This window comes from Chryseobacterium sp. CH21 (assembly GCF_004119445.1).
In the GTDB taxonomy this organism is placed as follows: Bacteria; Bacteroidota; Bacteroidia; order Flavobacteriales; family Weeksellaceae; genus Chryseobacterium.
Genome location: NZ_QICI01000061.1, coordinates 1 through 21,213 on the forward strand (window position 1 = coordinate 1; position 21,213 = coordinate 21,213).

Sequence of the window (21,213 nt, forward strand, 5' to 3'; positions counted from 1 at the left end):
CTTAAAAGTGCTTCGGGAATAAATTCTAAAACATCTTTAAGTGATATTTTGTGATCTTTAAAAACTGACATAAACAATTGATTATCAGCAATAAAGATACAAAAAATGAAATAATAAAACAAATTAAATGGCTGATAATCAATTAATTAAAATAATAATATTGAATATCTAAAAACAAAAAGTCGGAAGAAAAAATCTTCCGACCATGACTAGGAAATTTCCCCGCTTTTCTTATTATTTTTTACCAGTAAGCCACTGGGTCTGTAGTTTCAGTTCTTCCGGAGTAGGATTCGCCTTAAATGAAAGGGTTTCCATGGTCATTTTATCCAGAATAGCTTTTCCTTTCAGAGTCATTTTTTCTTTCTTACCGGCATTATCTCTTAAAATAGTTACCGTAACGTCTTGTCCATCTTTGATGGTTCTGGTATAGCCAATAAAATCCTGTACTTTTTTGATGTCTACTGTTCTGCCATCTAAAGCAAGTACCTGGTCAGTGATTTTGAATCCGATACTTTTTGCAAATGGAGACAACGCAGAATGATCGTCAAAAGTAAAAGCATTGGTCTTTTGATCAAAATCTGTTTCATTCGGGTTTTTGATAAACCAGAAAAGAGGCTGGCTTTCCTGCTTTTTGATATCTACACCTACCATGCTCAGATATTGTGCATAAGGGGTTGGCTGGTTTCCTGCAATATATTTGTTATAGAAATCTTTTACCTGAGGATATCCGGTTACTGTTACCAGTTCGTCAATCAGTTTATCATCTTTGAAAGGTTTGTTTTCACCAAATCTCTGTGACAGTTTTCTGATCATATCACGATATCCCATTTCACCGTTGGAAAGTTTTCTAAGTTCGATGTCTAAACACATTGCCAGAAGAGCTCCTTTCTCATACACATTTCTGTATTGATCTTTATACGGTTCTACCAATACATTTTTACTCATTACTGTGAATGGCATTGTATCATCATAGCTTTTGGAATTGGCAATTTTCTCACCCATTCTTTCAAGAAACTGATCTTTATTAATCAAACCTTCCTGGATCTGGAAAAGATTGGCAAAATATTCTGTTCCACCTTCGTACATCCATAAGTGCTGAGACATTTTAGGATCCGCATAATCGAAATAGTGAATCTCTTCTGAATGGGTCTTCAAAGGATTTACAGTATGGAAAAATTCGTGGGAAACCACATCTGTAATTGTATTATCAATAGCGTCTTTTGGCATTCCTTCCGGAAGAACTACACTGGTAGATTCGTGGTGTTCCAATGCTCCGAAACCTTTCACTTTAGGTCCGTCCCCACCAGAAAGATAAAGCATGATTGCATACTTTTTATTGGTATTCATATCACCCAAAAATTTCTTCTGAGCAACCACCATTTTTCCAGATTTTCTTTGAAATCTGCAGCTTTGTATTTTCCCGTCGGAGAATATACACCCAGTACAAGATCCATTCCCCCAGCATTGAAGGTGATATAATCCGGTTTTGTATACATCAACGGAGAATCTGTTACCTTAGCATAGTTGGCAAGAGTATAAGTGTCTGTAGACTCAGATTTGTCCTGATCTACCAAAGCTGTTGTTCCGTAGAAATCCGTTGGTTTCTGTACAATCAGCTGGTAAGGAACATCCTGCATGTTATCAATATATCCAATGAACCCGTGGGTATTAATCATATATACTTTTCCTTCCTCAATATCTGTTCCTGACGGAGAAAATACTGCTTTATGCTTTGAAGTATCCAATTCATCATCAAAACTGTCATTCACAAGATAAGAGATTTTGGAAAGACCTTGAGCATTCTTCAATGAATAGGTATTGTCATTTACTTTAGTGAAAGTAAGCTCCTTGCCTTTATTATCGTAAAATTTGATCCCTTCGATGAATCTTCCATAATCGTCTACAGAATAAGTACCAGGAACCGTTTTGGGGAAATGGAATTTAACATCTCCGGATTTCATTTTCGGAAATTCCATGGTAACGGCTACTTTATCATCTTTTACATTGATAAGATCAATGGTTGTTTTTATAGACTGAGCATTTGCTAAAAAAGAAGCAAAAATACCAAGACTAAGTACTGTTTTTCTCATTAGGTTTACTTTAATAGTTAAATAGTTGCTCTTTTTGTCATTTTGTTACGGAATAAGTATTAAACTTTTCTTAAAATTTTAAAGTAAAAAGTAAAAAGACAAATCTACGGGTCTGCAAATTTGCCTTTTTCTTTTATTTATTATTGTAATAATTGACGTAATAGTTGGGATTAAACTCTACCGGACTATTCTTTTTAAGCTTTACCGTCTGCCATTCTTCAGTAGGATTGATCGTTTGATCTCCATTAATGATGATAGGTAATTTCAGGTTTTTTACCACATCAGTATAACGGAATTTTAAACTATCCCCATTCTGATTGTATTCAAGAGTAGGGATCTTTATCGTTCTCAGATACTGATCAAAAACAGTTGAAAAATCGATCCCTGATTTTGATGAAATATAATTTTCAATCTGCTGGGTGGTAACAGTCTGATGATAAAAATCTTTATTCAAACCTCTTAAAATCTGTCGGAATTTTTCATCATTATTGATCACCTGTCTTATCGTATGAATCATGTTGGCTCCTTTCGGGTACATATCTCCACTTCCTTCATTTCTTACACCATACTGGCCAATAATAGGAACGTCATTGTCTATCAATTTCCTGATTCCCTGAACATAGATTTCAGACGATTTTTTGTCCATATATTTTTCCGTGAAAAGAGTTTCGGAATAGTTGGTGAAACTTTCATGGATCCACATATCAGCCTGATCTTTTGCCGTAATATTGTTGGCAAACCATTCATGGCCGCTTTCATGAATAATAATGAAATCCCATTTTAATCCAACTCCCGTTCCTGAAAGATCTCTTCCAAGGTAGCCGTTCTGATATTTGTTTCCATAGGCCACATTACTCTGATGTTCCATACCAAGGTGAGGAGATTCTACAAGTTTGTATGAATCTTCATAAAACGGATACGGACCAAACCAGTATTCAAATGCTGATAACATAGGCTTTACCTGCTCAAACTGTTTCTTTGCCTTGTCCAGATTATAATCGATTACCCAATAATCAAGGTCCAGTTTTCCTTTTTCACCCTCAAATATATCTTTAAAATTGACATATTTTCCTATACTTGGGATAATAGAGTAAGCGTTGATAGGATTTTTCACTTCCCATGTATAAGTTGTCTTATTACCCTCTGTCTTTTTGTTGGTAAGCCGTCCATTTCCTACTCCTACAAGATCTTTGGGTGTAGTAATATTCATGACAATACCATTGTCAGGTTCGTCGCTCCAGATATCTTTGGTAGGAAGCCATATGGAAGCTCCTATTCCTTCGTCAGCAGCAGTCATCCATGGATTTCCCTTTTCATCTTTGGTGAAAACCCAGCCTCCATCCCATGGGGCATTTTTAGCAATCGTAGGTTTTCCGGAATAGACAACATTGATGGTATATTTTTCTCCTTTTTTGAATTTTTTATTGGCTGTAATCCAAATAAAATCTCCATCCTGTTTGTAGTTTGCAATAGGAAAGCTGCCTTCCACTTTATCTGCTTTCATAGGCTGCTGAAGATCAATCTGGAAAACAGGATTGGTAACATCTTTTATAATCTCGAAGCTGATTGTATTATTTCCTTTAATACTTCTCTGTTCAAAGTCCGGTTCTACAGACAGATCATATTTTTTGACATCCCAAAAATTTCGGAATTCTGTATTAGAACCTTTTAAAGTATCCTGTTTGGTGAAAACCTTATCCTTTTCAAAGAACTGTCCGAAAACCAGCCCTGATGCAAATAAGATTGTATATGACAATTTTTTCATTTAAACTTATATTAAATCTTTTCAAAAGTATAAAATTAAATTAATAGCCACATGCTGGAAATCAAATTAAATACAGATTTTAAGAAGGCATAAAAAAAGCCCGGTCATTGCCGGGCTGTAAAAACGGGTTAGGTTTTATTTTTTGATGAATTTCAGATTTGAAGTTGTTCCTTTATCTTCAATTGAAATAATATATGCTCCTGTACTTAAGTTTGATACAGAGATTTTATTATCGTTAATCTGACCATTCATTACTTTCTGACCAGCCATATTCGTAATGATATACTGAGCTTTAGATGAAATCTGAGTTACATTCAATACATCACTTGCCGGGTTAGGGTAGATCTGAATTGAATTTTTGTCTTTCACTGTCTCGCTGGTAGAAAGCTGTTGCTGAATCAATACCGGATAATCTTCCACTTCACCATACTGCTGGTTGCTGCATCCGCTACTTGGCTGACTTTCATATCCTAATACCACTCTCATAATGACGTTTCCTCCGGTATAAGCGTCTGCCGGTACGGAGAATGTTCCGGAAACAGGTGATACGATACTAGCTGCGCTGGTGTAGATGACTTCAGAAGAAGAGAATACTCCGTCTTTGTTAAAATCTATCCATGCTGTTACTCCGTCATTATATTGAGAACCTGTCCATCCTTTGGTAATGCTTACATTGTTTCCTGTAGATCCGGACATAAGGGTAATCAGTTTTGAAGGATCTGTAGTATAGTCTGTGTAAGGAGTATTACTGCTGCTGTTTGAAACAGGGCTCATTCCGGCACCAGTTACTGTAACATTGGAAATATACTCGTCAGCAGCATTCGTTCCTGTGATTGAACACTTAGCAAATGGAGATGTTGTAAAATTCGTTGACGCTGAATAAGAACCAACTGAAGCACTACAAACATTAGCTACCTGTACTTCATATTGAGTAGCTTCGGTAAGCCCTGAAATGTTATAAGCATTTGTTGAAACAGGTACTGTAGTCCATGTTGCTGTTCCTACTTTTCTATACATTACAGAATACGTTGCTCCTACTAATGCGGTCCAGTTTACAGAAGCAGAAGTTCTTGTAATACCTGTTACTGTAATACCTGTAGGAGCAGACGTTGTACATGCACTTGCAGAAGCAGAAACAGTAGCATTTCCAACAGCGTAGAATACATTATCAATAGCACTTACTCTAATTTTTACACTGGCACCGGTTGCCAAAGAAGAGAAAGAAAACGGTTCAGATCCGTCATTCACTGTAGATGGACTAATAACAGTCCATGTAGTTCCGTTGTCTGTAGTATAATCTATTTTAACATTTTGAACATTATATGGAGCGTTATTTGTATTTACCACATCCCAGGTAACGGCTCCAGGTGTATTATTGTAAACCGTAGTTGAAGTTACTTTAAAAGGTCCTTCATTCCCTATATCCACTTTCATCAGACTGCTTTGGGTCTGCTGCTGTGCAACATCCGGATTGTTGTCTCTTACCGTTACCTTAAAATTCATTGTTCTTGGGATATTGGAAACCGTTTCCCAATCTGCAGCACTGGTAAGAGTACCATTAATAACATTTGAAAATTTAGGGAAATAACGGGTAGGAGAATTGGTAGGCATTAGAGATCTGAAATTCGCCCCATTATTTCTGGTTGCGCTTACAGGTCCAAAGGTAGAAGTAGCCAGATCATACTGTTCCCAGGTATAAGTCATTGGATCATTTTGTGTATCTGTTGCTGAAGCTGTTAACACAAAAGCTGTTCCTTTAGGGATCATTTTATTAACCAATGGCTGTATAGCAGGAGGTGTATTGGCTACATTCGTAATAATTCCACAGTCCTGAGCATTGACATATGCTCCTACTTCTTCAATATTTTTAGTATGAAAATAAGCATCAGAGTGCATCTGAACATTATAGTTGGTAATACCTGCGTATCCCATAATTGAAGATCCGGATCCCGGCTCCATGTGGGCTCCATGTAAAGCTATAGACATAGTGTGTGCTGCACCGAACTGGTGGCCAATCTCATGCGCAACAAAATCGATGTCATAATTATCTCCGAAAGGCTGATCCGGAGTAGAAGGTGAAGTGATTCCCGCTCCTTTAGAAGTAGCATCATTGTTGTTTGCAGGATTTCTACAGACGTTTCCTACATCTCCGGCACTTCCACCGCCACCTCTGTGGCCAAAGAAATGTCCTATATCATAAGCAGTATTACCTACACCGGCAGTATTGGTAAGCGTTTGCTGAAGCTGAAGATTCCATGCACCAGGAGCACTGTATGATCCATTTGGGTTGGTTATTACATTTGAATAAGGGTCCGTAGCGGGATCTGCAAATATAAGTTGGGGAAGATCCTGTACAATCATATGGATTCCAAAATCTTTTTCAAAAACACCATTCACACGGTTCATTGTAGCGTTAATACGGGCTGCAGCCGCTGGAACACCTCCTGCAAGTTGTGTATATTCACCGTTTACGGAGATGGCAATTCTATAGGTTCTGTATTTTTGTTCATTACTTTTATTAGCATTCCCTAAACCCTTTAAAACATTTTTTGTTTTAAGCAGTTTATTCATTTCTTTCTTTACCTTCTCAGGTTCAGAAGTTCTACATTCGAAAGGATCTTCATGAGATTTATTAGATTTGAAAAAGACTCCAAATACATCCTTTTCTTTATTGATCGGTTCTATGAATTCATATTTTCCTGTATCAGTATTGAATGTCATAGACTGAAAATCGTTTGGAGCTGTACTGAATCGGATTTGTTTATGTGGATTATCCAGCCCGATACCTGCATATGCTCCCAATTCATATCTGTCTGCCATAGACTTTTCTACTACTGGCGAACTGTATACTGAAAATCTTTCAATTCTTCCATCTGCTGTAGGAAGAGAAACGATTACAGCGTTTCCTCCTTTTCCTGCTTCAGGAGCATTCTTTAGTTGATCTCTTAATGCAGAAAGATCAAATTTGTAGGCATATTCTACTTTTACTTCTTTTCTTACTGGCGTAACTTTTTCTGAGACGGGTTCCCAGCGTTGTGCCTGCAAACCACTTAAACTTAGAGCCAATGCACAGACGAAAATAATTTTCTTTTTCATATTTTTTATTGATTGTTATTAAAGTTTTAAATATAGTGTATTTTTTTAATCTTTACTTATTGATACATTGTTAATTACTCCCAACTTTATAATTTTAGTTGAATTTTGTCGTTGTTTTTAATTATATTAAGAATAGATATAGTTAAGGTTAATTTTTTTAAATAAAAAAAGTGCCACTATTTAATTAAATAGTAGCACTTAAGCTTTTACTAGTAAAAAATACTTTTATTTCTGTACTGCCGGAAGATTTCCGTTATTTTTCTGTGCTTTTTTATAGGTATAACTACACATCATAATGCTGAATTCATAAAGAACAAGCAGTGGTAATGCTGCCATTATCATACTTAAAACATCAGCTGGAGTAATGATTGCAGCTACAACCATAATCAATACAATAGCATGACGACGGTAGGTTTTCATAAAGGTAGGAGTAAGAATTCCGATGCTGGTAAGGAAGTAGATCAAAATCGGGAAAAGGAAAATAACGCCCATACCCAAAACCACCTGTAAAAATAAAGTGGTATAATCACTTAAATCATAAAGCGGAACGATAATGTCTGAAATTTTAAAGATAACCCCAAAATTAACCGCAAACGGAAGGATTAAAAAATAACCACACAATACTCCGGTCATGAAAAGCATCCATACCGCATTGATAATATAAATTGAATTCTTTCTTTCTTTCGGATGCAAAGCAGGACCAATAAAGCGCCATAGTTCCCATACAATATAAGGAAACGCAGCTACCATCCCTCCAAAAATGGAAACAGCCATCATCACATTGAACTGCTGATACAATCTCTGTACACGAACAGGGAAGTCCTTTGGAAGATGAATACTGTCTTCTCCCAAAATCATTCTTGAAAAATGATTAACCACTCTGAATGTCGGGAAATCATTTCTGGTAGGTCCAAAAAAGATATGGTCCATAATCCAGTTGATATTAAAGCCCACTACAAAAGCCGCAATTATGATAGCAATAATCGAACGGATCAGGTGCCCTCTTAATTCTCCTATATGTCCAAGAAAGGACATGTCTTTACTATCACTCACAGAATAAAATTTTTACAGCGCAAATTTATAAAAAAAATGACAGAAGTACGAGTTTGCAGGGTATTAGTTAAATATTACTTTTAATCTGCAAATTATCTCCTTAATCTCTATCTTCCGGATTTCTATCTTTTAGTTGATTCCTTCGTCCAGAAGTTTATGCAGGTCTATAATCCCAAAGTATTTTCCGTTTTCCGTTACTACCAGCTGACCAATATTATTTTCTTTCAGGATTTTCATAGCTTCTTTGGCCAAAGCATCCTTCTCAATTGTTCTAGGATGGGCAGACATGATATCTTTAGCCAATACCTTACTGGTATCTTCACCTTTCATTAGCATTCTTCTCAGATCTCCGTCTGTAATGACACCGATGATCTGATTTTCATTGGTTACTACCGTAATTCCATGGCTTGAACCACTGATCGAGATAATAACATCTCTTATGGATGCATCTTCTATAACCTGAGGTTTTTGTGAAGAAAGAAACTGTTCTACTTTAGACGTCAGATTTTTTCCTAAGCTTCCTCCCGGATGAAATTTAGCAAAATCATTAGCTTTAAAATCGTTCAGTTCCATTAAAGCAATTGCTAAAGCATCTCCCAACGCCATTTGAATCGTAGTAGAGCTGGTAGGAGCCAGTTTATTCGGGCACGCTTCAACCTCCACATGAGTATCTAAAATAACTTCTGAAAACTCAGCCAGTTTACTGCTCTTATTTCCCGTCATTCCGATCAGTGCGGAAGAATAATCTTTCAGATAAGGAACCAGATTGGCAATTTCAGGAGAATTTCCGGAATTGGAAATACATAAAACCACATCCTGCTTCTGAATCACTCCAAGATCTCCATGGATAGCCTCTGAAGCATGCAGGAATTGTGAAGGAGTACCCGTTGAGTTTAAGGTGGCTACAATTTTATTACCTACATGAGCAGATTTCCCTATTCCTACTACAATGAGCTTTCCTTTTGCTGAGTGAATAATCTCTACTGCCTGTGCAAATTGGTCATCAAGTCTGTTTTTTAATTTTTCGAGTTCAGAAATCTCTATTTCTAAAGTGGTTTTTGCAATTGATATAATGTTGGTTCTATCCATTTTATGATGATAAGGTATACAAAAAAGTTCTTAAAAAACGTTATATTTTAAAAAGAATATTTAATATAAATTTTATTTTTTATAAATTCGTTCGCTTTTATTTTAAGCAGAATTTTTATAACTTTGGGTGAGATGCAAATTTAGCAATAGAAAATTAGATGAGCGCAAAAAAAGCCAATTTATCAGGAGAATTGAAAAAGTATTTTGGGTTTTCTACATTTAAGGGCCAGCAGGAACAAATTATAGACAACCTATTGAACGGGAAGGATATATTTGTTTTAATGCCTACAGGTGGTGGAAAATCATTATGTTATCAGCTTCCGGCACTTATTTCGGAAGGTACGGCAATAGTCGTTTCGCCCCTAATAGCGTTGATGAAAAATCAGGTGGATGCGGTGAACGGTCTTTCATCTGAGGATGGAGTAGCACACGTATTGAATTCATCATTAAACAAAACACAGACCAAACAGGTTTTTGATGATATCAAAAGCGGTAAAACCAAACTTCTGTATGTCGCTCCTGAATCATTAATTAAAGATGATTATCTGGAGTTTTTGAAAGAGGTGAAAATTTCTTTCTTTGCTATTGATGAGGCGCACTGTATTTCAGAATGGGGACATGATTTCAGACCGGAATACAGGAATCTGAAACAGATTATAGACAAAATCGCCAGTGTACCGGTGATTGCTTTGACAGCTACTGCTACTCCTAAGGTTCAGGATGATATCCAGAAAACTTTAGGAATGACGAATGCATTGGTATTCAAGGAAAGTTTCAACCGTCCTAACCTATACTATGAAGTATGTCCTAAAATCAATATAGATAAGGAAATCGTTAAATTTATCAATCAGCATAAAGGAAAATCAGGAATTGTATATTGCCTGAGCCGAAGAAAAGTTGAAGAATTTGCCCAGCTTCTGCAGGTTAACGGAATCAATGCACTTCCTTATCATGCCGGTCTTGACCAGAAAGTGAGAGTGGCAAACCAGGATAAATTCCTGATGGAAGAAGTAGATGTGATTGTGGCAACTATTGCCTTCGGGATGGGAATTGATAAACCTGATGTACGTTTTGTCATCCATTACGACTTTCCGAAATCACTGGAAAGTTATTATCAGGAGACCGGAAGAGCAGGGAGAGATGGAGGAGAAGGCCATTGTCTGGCATTCTACGATCCGAAAGATATTGAAAAACTGGAAAAATTCCTGGCACAAAAACCCGTTTCAGAAAGAGAAATCGGATTACAGCTTTTAAATGAAGTAGTAGGTTATGCTGAAACTTCAATGAGCAGAAGACAATATATCCTTTATTATTTTGGTGAAAGTTTCGATCCTGTAAACGGTGATGGGGCAAAAATGTGTGACAACTCATCCAATCCTCCAAAATTAAAGGATGCCACTGCAGACATGGAAAAGGCACTTGAACTGATCAGTGATACAGGAGAAAAATTCAAGTCCAAAGACCTGATCTCTGTCATTGTAGGAAAAGAAAATGCAGTGACAAAATCTTACAAGCTTGAACAAAGTTCTTATTTTGGCTTTGGAAAAGAAGAAAAAGATAATTACTGGAAAACAATTCTGAGACAGGCAACTGTTCAGAACTTTTTACAAAAAGATATTGAAACTTACGGTGTTTTAAAGATTACGGAAAAAGGAAGAAATGTCCTGAATGGTAAATCCAAAGACGTATTTTTAATTGCTGAAGACAGAGAATTTGATCTTACTCAGGCAAAAGCCGAAAGCGATCAGGTACAGCAGCAAGCTGGTGGAGGTTTGGACCAGAAGCTTTTTACCCTGTTGAAAGATCTGAGAAAGAAAGTAGCCAAAAAACATGGAATTCGCCCTATACGGTGTTTATGGATCCAAGTTTGGAGGATATGACAGTTCAATATCCGATCACAGTAGATGAAATTACCAAAATCTATGGAGTAGGCGAAGGAAAAGCCAAAAAATACGGTAAAGAATTCGCAGACTATATCAAAACATACGTAGAAGATAACAATATCGAACGTACTCAAGATATGGTGTTGAAGCAGGTGGCCAATAAATCAAGCCATAAAGTTTTCATTATTCAGAGCACTGATAAAAAGATTGATCTTGAAGATATTGCAAGAGCTAAAAACCTTTCTATGGACGAACTTCTGAAAGAAATGGAAAGGATTGTATATCAAGGTACAAAACTGAATATCGACTACTATATTGAAGATAATTTTGATGAAGACATTGTAGACGGATTCATGGAATTCATGAACGAATCTGAAAGCGACAGTATGAAAGTATTATTGGATGAATTTGGGGATGAACTGTCTGATGAAGAAGTAAGAATGCTGAGAATTAAATTCATTAGTGATGTAGCTAACTAACGAAATCAATATATTTTTAGAATATAAATTAAATAAAGTAAGCTTTTCTACTGAAAAGCTTACTTTATTTTTGTCTAATATCAAATCAATAGATCGTGTTGAAATAAAATCCAATTTTAAAGCATAGTTAATTTCTGTTAATAAGCATTAAAACGGCTATTTTCACATTCTCAATATTAGAAAGATAACCAAACTTTTTAGTAACTTTGATATGATGAAAAAAATATCTGTCATATTTATTCTGCCGGACCTGGAGACCGGAGGAGCAGAAAGGATTGTTACTACTATAGCGAATCACCTCTCAAGAGATCGGTTTGAGCCCAAGATTTTGCTGTTACGTAAACAAGGCGGATACCTGGATTTTCTGAAAAAAGATGTCGAAATCATCGATATCAATACCGAAAGAATAAGACATTCATTACGACCTATTTTAGGAGAAATCTACAGAAGAAAACCAGATATTGTTTTCTCAGGTTTTGGAGAGGTAAATGCTTATTTATCCCTATTCATAAAGCTTTTTCCAAGAACAAAATTCATCGCAAGGGAAACCAACGTTGTTACCGAACATGTAACCCGAAAAGAGATTAAATTTTTCTATAATTTTTACAATAACTATCAGAGAATCATTGCTCAAAGTGATGATATGATGAAAGATCTTGTCGATAATTTTAATATTAAAAAGAAAAAATTGTCAAGATCAACAACCCTGTAGACTTTGATTTTATTGAAGATAAAATGGCTTTATCTTTAAAGCCTGAATGTTTTAAATACAATTATAAAAATGTAGTGGCTATTGGTAATTTGTCTTCCAGAAAAGGATTTGATAACCTTTTGAAAGTTTTTTCACGATTGAAGAACGAAAATATCATTCTTCATATTCTAGGAGACGGGAAAGATAAAGACCTTTTACTTCAGACAAAAGAGCTTTTAGGATTAAAAAAAGTCATTTTTCATGGCAGACAGGAAAATCCCTACCAATATCTGAAATATGCAGATTTATTCGTGCTTTCTTCAAGATATGAAGGATTTCCCAATGTACTTTTGGAAGCAGGTGCCTGTGGAACTTATTCTCTGGCCAACAATTGCCCCGGTGGTATCAATGAAATCATCCAGCATAATGTAAATGGTGAAATTGCCAATATTGAAAACTATGATGGTTTTGCACAGCAAATTGTAACGGTTCTTCAAAGTAACTATAATAGAGATGCCATAAAAAACTCTATTAAATCTAGGTTTTCGAAGAATATTATTCTGGATAAATATGAAAAGGTTTTGCTGGATTTGATACAACCTTGATGACTCCATTTGCTTTATGGGGTGTTAATTTCTTACTTTTGGACTTATAAATTTTATCTGAAAACCAATTTTTTCATTCATGAATAAGATCCAGAAATTAGGATGTGCCTGTGAGAAGCCCACTTCAAGTTATACAGAATATAGAAGCTCAGCATTAGGAATAGATCATACCAACGGAAGATATGGAGAAGTAACGATTCAACAGTGTAAGCTGTGCCAGAGAATATGGATTCATTATTTTGTGGAATATGAAAGTTTTTCCAAATCAGGAAGATGGTACAAAGGAATTGTTTCAAAAAAAGACCGTCCAAATATAACACCGGAAAATGCAGTAGAGTTTTTGGAAAGCCTTGAATGGTATGTGTATGGTGGTTCTTTTTTTGAAAGTACAGGTGAATTCGGACAAGGAAAATTGAATGTGAGTTTGTAATATTGTATGCTGATATAAGAAATTAGTACAATTAAATATCAAATTTATGAAACCATTTATCATTGTTATTTTAATGCTGAATACTGTTGGAATGATGGCTCAGCAGAAGGCCATCTCCAGAAAAGAATTGTTAAAAACTGCTCTTAATCAGAAAGTGAAATCCACAGAGATTCAGGAAATAACAATGGCTGCAGGACAAGGTGCGCCAGAGCACCTGCATCCATGCCCCGTTTTGGGAATAATCAATTCCGGTGAAGCTGTTTTTCAAATAGAAGGAAAGGAGAAAGTGGTCCTTCATGAAGGTGATGCTTTTTACGAACCTAAAAATGTGAAAATTCTTCATTTTGATAATGCATCCACCGAAAAACCACTTGTATTTACTGCAATTTACCTGAAGAAGGGGAATGAGGAAAATATAAAGTTCATAAAATAACATTTTTCATAAAACTAAAGCATATAATTATCATTTTTAAAATTGATAAAACTCACTTTGGTGCTTGGTAATTTATATGTAAATTTGTGAGAATTAAGATAGATAATAATAAACAAATTCATACAATAACATGAGTCAATTCGATGTTACCGTAATAGGTTCTGGTCCCGGTGGTTATGTTGCTGCTATCCGTGCAGCACAATTAGGTTTCAAAACAGCAATTATTGAAAAATACTCAACTTTAGGCGGAACTTGTCTTAACGTTGGATGTATTCCGTCAAAAGCGCTTCTTGACAGCTCTGAACATTTCGAAAATGCAAAACACAATTTTGCAGGTCACGGAATCATCATCAATGAGCCGCAGGCAGATATCGCAAGAATGATCGAGCGTAAAAACGAAGTGATCAAACAAAATACAGACGGAATCAGCTACCTGATGAACAAAAACCAGATTACTGTTTTTGAAGGAGTAGGAAGCTTCGAATCTGCTACTCAGATTAAAGTTACAAAAAACGATGGTTCTTCTGAAACGATCGAATCTAAATACACAATCATTGCAACTGGTTCTAAACCATCTGCATTACCTTTCATCTCTTTAGATAAAGAAAGAGTGATTACTTCTACGGAAGCTTTAAACCTTAAAGAAATTCCTAAGCATTTAGTGGTAATCGGAGGTGGAGTTATTGGTCTTGAACTAGGTTCTGTATACCTAAGATTAGGAGCTCAGGTAACTGTTGTTGAATTTATGGATAAAATCATCCCTGGAATGGATGGAGCTTTAAGCAAAGAATTGACTAAAGTTCTTAAAAAACAAGGAATGAAGTTTATGCTTTCTACTGCAGTTTCTGCGGTTGAAAGAAACGGAGATACTGTAAAGATCACAGCTAAAGATAAAAAAGGAGAAGAAGTAGTAGTAGAAGGAGATTACTGTTTAGTTTCTGTAGGGAGAAAACCTTATACAGATGGTCTTGGTCTTGAAAAAGCAGGAGTAGAGCTTGATGAAAGAGGAAGAGTGAAAGTAAACGACCACCTACAGACTAATGTTGCTAATATCTATGCTATCGGTGATGTTATCAAAGGTGCGATGTTGGCTCACAAAGCTGAAGAAGAAGGAGTATTTGTTGCTGAAACTTTAGCTGGACAAAAGCCTCACATCAACTATAACCTTATCCCTGGAGTTGTTTATACATGGCCGGAAGTTGCTGGAGTGGGTAAAACTGAAGAGCAGTTAAAAGAAGAAGGAGTAGCTTACAAAGTAGGATCTTTCCCAATGAGAGCATTAGGTAGAAGCCGTGCGAGTGGTGATATAGATGGTCTTGTTAAGATTATTGCAGACGAAAAAACAGATGAAGTTTTAGGAATGCACATCATTGGAGCAAGAGCTGCTGACCTTATTGCTGAAGGGGTAATTGCTATGGAATTCCGTGCAAGTGCTGAAGACATTGCAAGAAGTTCTCACGCTCACCCAACCTATGCAGAAGCTATTAAAGAAGCTGCATTGGATGCTACAGCAAAAAGACCTATTCATATGTAATACCTGATTAAAAAAATTAATCATTTAAATATAAAAAGGAGAAATCAATTTGGTTTCTCCTTTTTTGGCATAAAAATGGAGATGATTTCTGAAAATTTCATACATGAAAAAGATTTTTATAAGTTGGATGCTTTTAGCAGGAATCAGCGCATTTGCGCAGGAAGCAGGTAAGGCAGGAGAATTATTGAAGAATGAGGCTTCAACTACAGAAATGAGAGCTTCTAAAAGCCCGGATGAAAGAAATAAAATTGTTGATCAGCCCAGATCTGGAAATACTACCATTCCGCAAAGAAACGGCAATGGATTAGGAAATAGAATCAAAACGCCAAACTATCAATGGGACAGAAACTACGGCTATGCAGAAGTCTTTCTGAGAATTCCTGAACAGGGCTTTTTTACTGTAGAAGTAGGTGATCAGATGATCGCAAACGGTTCCGGAAAATACAGGTTCTTTGACCTTTCCTCAGGAAGATTGCTCATTTCAATCTACGAGAATGGGTTTCTGATTTACAGAACAACACTCATGCTTCGTAATAACAACAGAACGGTATTGGATTTTTTTACCAACGAAGGTTTGTATCTTCTGGATTCTTACCCTTTACAAAATCAGTATGGATTTAATGACTGGAATGATATCTGGAACAACCCTTACGGAAATCAGTCCGGAGGGAGGAGCAATCAGGGAAATGCAATGGATACTCATTCTTTCCGCCACTTTTTTGATATGATGATGCAAAATGAAAGTTTTGATGACGGTAAAATTACCATGATTAATCAACAGATGCGTGTTTCAATGTTTACTGCTGCACAAATAAGAGATTTGGTGAAATCAATAAGTTTTGATAATAATAAATTGGCTTTAGCTAAATCTATGTATCGTACCTGTGTAGATAAAGAACATTACTTTATGGTGACTGATGCTTTTGATTTTGAAAGCAGCAAACGTGAACTGATGGAGTATATTTCGAAATTATAGTATTGAATAGAAACGGGCTGTTATCCTGAGCGAAGTCGAAGGAAGCCCGTTTATTTTTTTATTACAAATCTACTGGTTTCAGTCAAAACTTAAAATATATTATTGTTACTTCAAACTCTTATAAAATGTTCAAAAGAATTATACCCTTATTGACTAGGTTGGCATCTTCAAATTTCCGTACCTTTGTCAGCTAATTTTATCATCAATGCAACTCGGAAAAACTCAAACTTTAACAATTTCAGAAAAAATTAATTCAGGATGGATCGTTGTGGATGAATCCGGTGAGAAAGCTTTTCTGCCTAAAATATTTATGCAGGACGAAAAAGAAATAGGAGAGGAAGTTGATGTTTTTGTCTATCAGGATGATGATAAATTAAAAGCAACTACTGAAATTCCATTGGCTGAAGTAGGTGAGTTTGCAGTAATGAGCTGTGTACAAAGCCTTCCAAGTGGAGCTTTTATGGATTGGGGAATCATTAAAGATCTATTCATCCCTTACAAACAGCAGAAAACTAAAATTATTGAAGGAAAAAGATATCTGGTCTATATTTATGTGGATGAAGATATGGGATTGATTACAGGAACCACAAAGTTCAAGAGAAATCCTCAGTATACTGACCTTCCGTTTCAAAAAAGGGATAAAGTAGATTTGCTCATGATGAACGAAAGTGAACTGGGCTGGAATGTGATCATCAATAAGCAATACATAGGTTTAATCTATGTTTCTGATGTTTTCAAAAAACTATATCCGCTATCAGAAGAAAAAGGATACATCAAAGCAATACGTGAAGATGGGAAAATAGATATTTCTTTACAACCGGACGGCTTTGAAAATATTGATGAGTTCAAAAAGAAGATTCTGGATAAACTGGAAGAAAATTATGGACTTCTATATGTATCTGATAAGTCTTCTCCTGAAGAGATCAAGGATGAGCTGGGAATGAGCAAGAAGAACTTTAAAAAAGCAATCGGAGGACTTTATAAAGATAAGATTATTGATATTTTAGAGGATAAAATCAAATTATTATAAAATCAAAAACGGGCAGAAATTTCTGCCCGTTTTTTTGTTACTCTCTGTTCTTGATCAGAAGCCATCCGTTGTAGATTCTTCCATCAGAAACTTTTATGGTATACCAGTAATTTCCAGTAGAGATGGGTTGGGATTCATATCTGCCGTCCCATTGGAAAGGATTCTTTTTGATTATTTCTTTATAGATAACAGCGCCTCTTCTGTCGTATAAACTGACTTCGGTTCCCGGATAGTTTTCCAGACCTGCTATTTTCCATGTATCATTGATCCCATCACCGTTAGGACTGATTGCGTTAGGAATATTGAATATAGAAAAATTTTTCTTTCCGATGATACATCCGGCTTTTGTTCTCACATATACGGTATATTCTCCCATTTTTAAATGGGTGAATATATTAGAATCCTGCCATGTGAAATTATCTAAAGAAAATTCATAGTTTCCACTTTGTGAAAGAATAACTGTTGCTGTATTATTGGTAATATTCACAGAAACAATATGAGCCAGAACAGAATAACTAACCTGTGTAGAGCTTATACTTTCACATCCGAAAATATTGGTTACTTTCACGGTATAAGTTCCCGGAGTAGATACGGTAATGGTTTGAGTAGTTGCTCCCGTATTCCATTCATAAGATTTAAATCCAGGCCCTGCATCAAGAATGACTGATTTTCCTTCACAGAAATCAAGTTGACCAGAAAGTTGAACAATGGGTTTAGGATTTAATATAAGATTCAGCCTAACTACTTTAAAACATCCGTCAGGAGTTGCCACTTTTACATGAATAATAGTTGTTCCTACATTTATAGCATAAGCTGAAGGATTGGAAATAGGATTTCCTGCAGTATCAGTATAGGTAAAAATATAACCGGCAGGGTTGTTAATGATCATCGATTCATAAGAATGAAGATTGACAATCATTGAGTTTGCCGTTGTCGTATTACATTGCACTTGTGTCACATCTTTAGCGGGAACATTATCTGTGGATAGTGTTACTGTTATTGATAGTTTTTCAGACTCACAATTGTTTAAGGTCTGAGTCACAAAATATATTTGCCCGTTCACAAGAAGTGTTGTCATTGGAAGCACATTTCCTGCTGCATCATAGTACTTAAGTGAAGTTCCTGTTGCTACAATCTTTTCCAGCGTAGGGTTCGCAGAAGCACAGAAATCCTGATTTGTGTTTGCTGTTGGTTTAGGAGTGGTATTTACCGTTACCTGAACAGTTGTCTTATTACTCTCACAGCCATTAATAGTCTGAGATGCATAATAGGTCTGTCCATTGATAAGAGCAGTTGTTGTGGGTAAAATACTTCCTGTTGCATCATACCATTTGATATTCTGACCTGTGATCTGAAGGTCGGAAACTTTTGGATTATTGGTTGCACAGAAAGTTTGCTGGGTGTTGGCAGCTACCGGAAGAGCAGGAGATGATACAATTACATTCTGATTCTGTGTGATCGTATTTCCGTTCCCGTCATTATAAGTCCAATGGATGGTATATGTCCCAGGGATTGTATAAGATAAAGGATCTGTTGTTGTTGCAGTAATTATTCCTGCACAGTTATCTGTAGCTGTAGGAATTGTTGCAATTGTTGTATGGCAGTCTCCGGTAATATCTGCTAGAGCAGCAATATTCGGAACCGGGGCAATAGTATCACCCACAACCACGTTTACTGTAAAAGTACCATCGCAAGCTCCAGATCCTGAAATCTGACATGTATAGGTGCCCGCATGAGCAGTTGTTGCATTAGGAATAGTTGGGTTTTGTTGATTAGAGGTGAAGCCATTAGGTCCGGTCCAGCTGTATGTAGTTCCTCCGGTTGCATTCAATTGAAGAGTACCATTAGGACATACAGGAGAATTAGAAGTGACAACGGCAGATGAAGTACAGTCTTGAAACTTAGCGATGAAAATGTCGTTTCCACCTCCCGGAGATTGCTGAAATGTTCCTGGGGTAGCGATGCCGGATGTATTTCCACCTGACATTCCTGTAAGATAAATGGCACCATCATTATCTTTTGTAACTTCGCCTTGCTGTGTAGCACCGTTTCCTGTATAATAAGTACCCCATTCTTTTACATCATTTTGATTGTATTTAATTAAAAATGTAGAATTATACATTGCAGGCATACCCATATATGCTCCGGGAGTTGATATGTCAGGTTGCCCACTTGAATGTAGTCCAGTAAAAAAAACGTTTCCGGAAGTGTCGGGATATGCTAATAATTGGAAAGAGCCTGTAAAATTGAAATAATTTTTTGTAATAGCGTTAGTGGTTAAGTTCACCCTCCATATTCCGGGCTCTCCCGTGGGAAATGCAGGAGTAGAAAACCTCCCCGGAAGAATTAAAGTATTATTTACAATTCTTGCTTTCCATATTTGCTCTGAGCCTGCGTTTCCATAATAGCTTGATCTGAGAATGCTATTTCCTGTTTTTGAGACTTTGAGATATATTCCGTCTGATTCACCTCCTTTTAAAGGCTGAAAAGCATTAACCATAGGAATAGTTGAAGATTGGGTTGCTCCAATTATTTCAAGATTATCGTTCGAGGATAGAATTTGAAAAATAGAAGTAGAGCCATCGTTTCGCCCAAAATATGTTGCCCAGTCAACATTACCAGTTGTTGAATTTAAAGATGCTAAAATACCATCCGTATACCCAATAGGTGTAGACTTTGTAGGCTGCATTGCATTAACGGTAGGAAAATCAGAGCTAAAAGAATCGCCACCAATATATATATGATTTTGATTGTAAGAAACAGTATAAAGCTTATTTTGTCTGCTTGAAACAAATTCTTTTTGAAAAATGAAACTCCCGTTATTATTAAATTTTACTAAAACGATGTTTTCATTGTATGGCCCTCTTTGAACTGTTCCACCAGCATAAATATTAAAGCTCTCATCAAAATCGACATCAGCAAATACATCAGTCATTCCAAAACCATAATAAGTTCCCCAAAGTTTCTGTCCATTTTTGGTAAGCTTCATCAGAAATGCATCAAGTGCGCCGGAAACATTTTGTTGATAAGTACCGGAAGTGGCAAAATTAGTTGTGCTGTTGGTTGTTCCATATAAATAGCCAGTGCTTTCGGAGTCTGTTTTGATTCTTCCATAATCATCTCCAAATCCCCCGGCGTAGCTTCCCCATATTCTTGTGGGTACAGGGTCTATTACAATCGTTTTATCAGAACTATTGAATGGAGCATTGAAGCCAAAAGTCTGATCACCAAGATCTTTAAAAGAAACATCAATATCAGTTTTTATATTGCCTGTAATCCAGCTGTTAGGAATGTTTTCATAAATTTCTCCAAAACGTACATTCATGGTTAACTTTCCGTCTTTAATCAAAGCAGGAGCGCCATTAAATTTCATTTTAATATCTGAAACTTTTCCTCCTGGATTAATAATAAAATTATATTCGATAGGTTTTAAAGTATCATCGGGCTTGAAAAAGACCAGATCTACATGAGGATATATATTTTTATATCGGATTTTCTGGTAACGATAAACATTCGTAATACCTTTTGGATTCTCAGGCAAGTTATAATAATTATCATAATCCGGCGATTTTCCTTCGGATGAGATTGTTGCCTTTTTGTTAGAGTTGATAAGCTCGATATCTACTCTGTGAATCAGTTTCTCATAAATATATTCGTTGATATTATACTGATTGGGGCTTGAAAGTGAATGTTCTGTCGTTTTTGAAAAATCAGGGTTTACTGTTTTCTTGGTTTCATAAATATCATAAGAAAAACCATTAGATTTCAGCTGCACATTCAGACCGTTTGAAAGAAAAAGATATTTTAAATCTTTATTTTCTTTTCCGTCCTGATCTATAATCTGGCCTTTGTTTTCATAAAAATAATAGGAATTGGCATCAGAATTTTTTTTCTGTGAAAATAAAAGAGCTATACTCAAAATTGAGAACAGCGAAAGAATTTTCTTCATCAGTTATTAATTTTTGCGGCAAAGATATAAAAATAGCCTTCTCATTAAATAATAACTAATCACAAACTTAAGCTTAAAAACATGATGGATGTCATGACAATTCTGTTTAA

Annotated in this window: 12 protein-coding genes and 2 pseudogenes; 7 read left to right on the top strand and 7 right to left on the bottom strand. The window is 36.0% G+C overall.

All coding sequences use genetic code 11. The features are described 5' to 3' along the window. Window positions 1-234: 234 nt before the first annotated feature. The 6 genes from BOQ62_RS23260 to BOQ62_RS12400 all read right to left on the bottom strand — a co-directional run bounded on the left by BOQ62_RS23260 (window position 235) and on the right by BOQ62_RS12400 (window position 9,093). Window positions 235-1,380, bottom strand: coding sequence for a PDZ domain-containing protein (locus BOQ62_RS23260; protein ID WP_228414044.1), 1,146 nt, complete (start codon window positions 1,378-1,380; stop codon window positions 235-237). Continuing rightward, a complete protein-coding gene (locus tag BOQ62_RS23265; protein ID WP_228414046.1) occupies window positions 1,344-2,090 on the bottom strand; it encodes a hypothetical protein in 747 nt (248 codons plus the stop codon). The genes BOQ62_RS23260 and BOQ62_RS23265 overlap by 37 nt, the downstream gene beginning before the upstream one ends. Window positions 2,091-2,223: 133 nt before the next feature. Further along, window positions 2,224-3,855 (bottom strand): M1 family metallopeptidase, encoded by a 1,632-nt coding sequence (locus tag BOQ62_RS12385; protein ID WP_129039895.1) that lies wholly within the window; start codon window positions 3,853-3,855, stop codon window positions 2,224-2,226. Between the two features lie 135 nt (window positions 3,856-3,990). Next, window positions 3,991-6,951 carry a reprolysin-like metallopeptidase gene (locus BOQ62_RS12390; protein ID WP_129039897.1) on the bottom strand — a complete coding sequence of 987 codons (2,961 nt, stop codon included), beginning with the start codon at window positions 6,949-6,951 and terminating at the stop codon, window positions 3,991-3,993. 225 nt (window positions 6,952-7,176) lie between these two features. Beyond that, window positions 7,177-8,004 carry a twin-arginine translocase subunit TatC gene (gene tatC, locus BOQ62_RS12395; RefSeq protein WP_129039899.1) on the bottom strand — a complete coding sequence of 276 codons (828 nt, stop codon included), beginning with the start codon at window positions 8,002-8,004 and terminating at the stop codon, window positions 7,177-7,179. Window positions 8,005-8,133: 129 nt separating this feature from the next. After that, window positions 8,134-9,093 (bottom strand): SIS domain-containing protein, encoded by a 960-nt coding sequence (locus BOQ62_RS12400; RefSeq protein ID WP_129039901.1) that lies wholly within the window; start codon window positions 9,091-9,093, stop codon window positions 8,134-8,136. Window positions 9,094-9,251: 158 nt separating this feature from the next. Here BOQ62_RS12400 and recQ point away from each other — a divergent pair. From recQ to BOQ62_RS12435, 7 genes and pseudogenes are all read left to right on the top strand, one after another. Continuing rightward, window positions 9,252-11,455, top strand: a pseudogene (recQ, locus tag BOQ62_RS12405) (DNA helicase RecQ). 214 nt (window positions 11,456-11,669) lie between these two features. Further along, window positions 11,670-12,751 (top strand): annotated as a pseudogene (locus BOQ62_RS12410) (glycosyltransferase). Window positions 12,752-12,830: 79 nt separating this feature from the next. Beyond that, entirely contained in the window at window positions 12,831-13,181 is a 351-nt protein-coding gene (locus BOQ62_RS12415; protein ID WP_129039903.1) for a hypothetical protein, read from the top strand. A 46-nt stretch (window positions 13,182-13,227) separates the two neighbouring features. Continuing rightward, complete coding sequence (locus BOQ62_RS12420) at window positions 13,228-13,614, top strand: cupin domain-containing protein (RefSeq protein WP_129039906.1); 387 nt, start codon at window positions 13,228-13,230, stop codon at window positions 13,612-13,614. Between the two features lie 130 nt (window positions 13,615-13,744). Beyond that, window positions 13,745-15,148 (top strand): dihydrolipoyl dehydrogenase, encoded by a 1,404-nt coding sequence (lpdA, locus tag BOQ62_RS12425; RefSeq protein ID WP_105701327.1) that lies wholly within the window; start codon window positions 13,745-13,747, stop codon window positions 15,146-15,148. A gap of 103 nt (window positions 15,149-15,251) precedes the next feature. After that, on the top strand, window positions 15,252-16,124 hold the full coding sequence (locus BOQ62_RS12430) for a DUF4476 domain-containing protein (protein WP_129039908.1): 873 nt from the start codon (window positions 15,252-15,254) through the stop codon (window positions 16,122-16,124). A 205-nt stretch (window positions 16,125-16,329) separates the two neighbouring features. Beyond that, complete coding sequence (locus BOQ62_RS12435; RefSeq protein ID WP_129039910.1) at window positions 16,330-17,154, top strand: S1 RNA-binding domain-containing protein; 825 nt, start codon at window positions 16,330-16,332, stop codon at window positions 17,152-17,154. Window positions 17,155-17,191: 37 nt separating this feature from the next. Here the strand turns inward: BOQ62_RS12435 and BOQ62_RS12440 are convergent, their stop codons facing one another. Then, window positions 17,192-21,103, bottom strand: coding sequence for a T9SS type B sorting domain-containing protein (locus BOQ62_RS12440; RefSeq protein ID WP_129039912.1), 3,912 nt, complete (start codon window positions 21,101-21,103; stop codon window positions 17,192-17,194). Window positions 21,104-21,213: the final 110 nt, after the last annotated feature.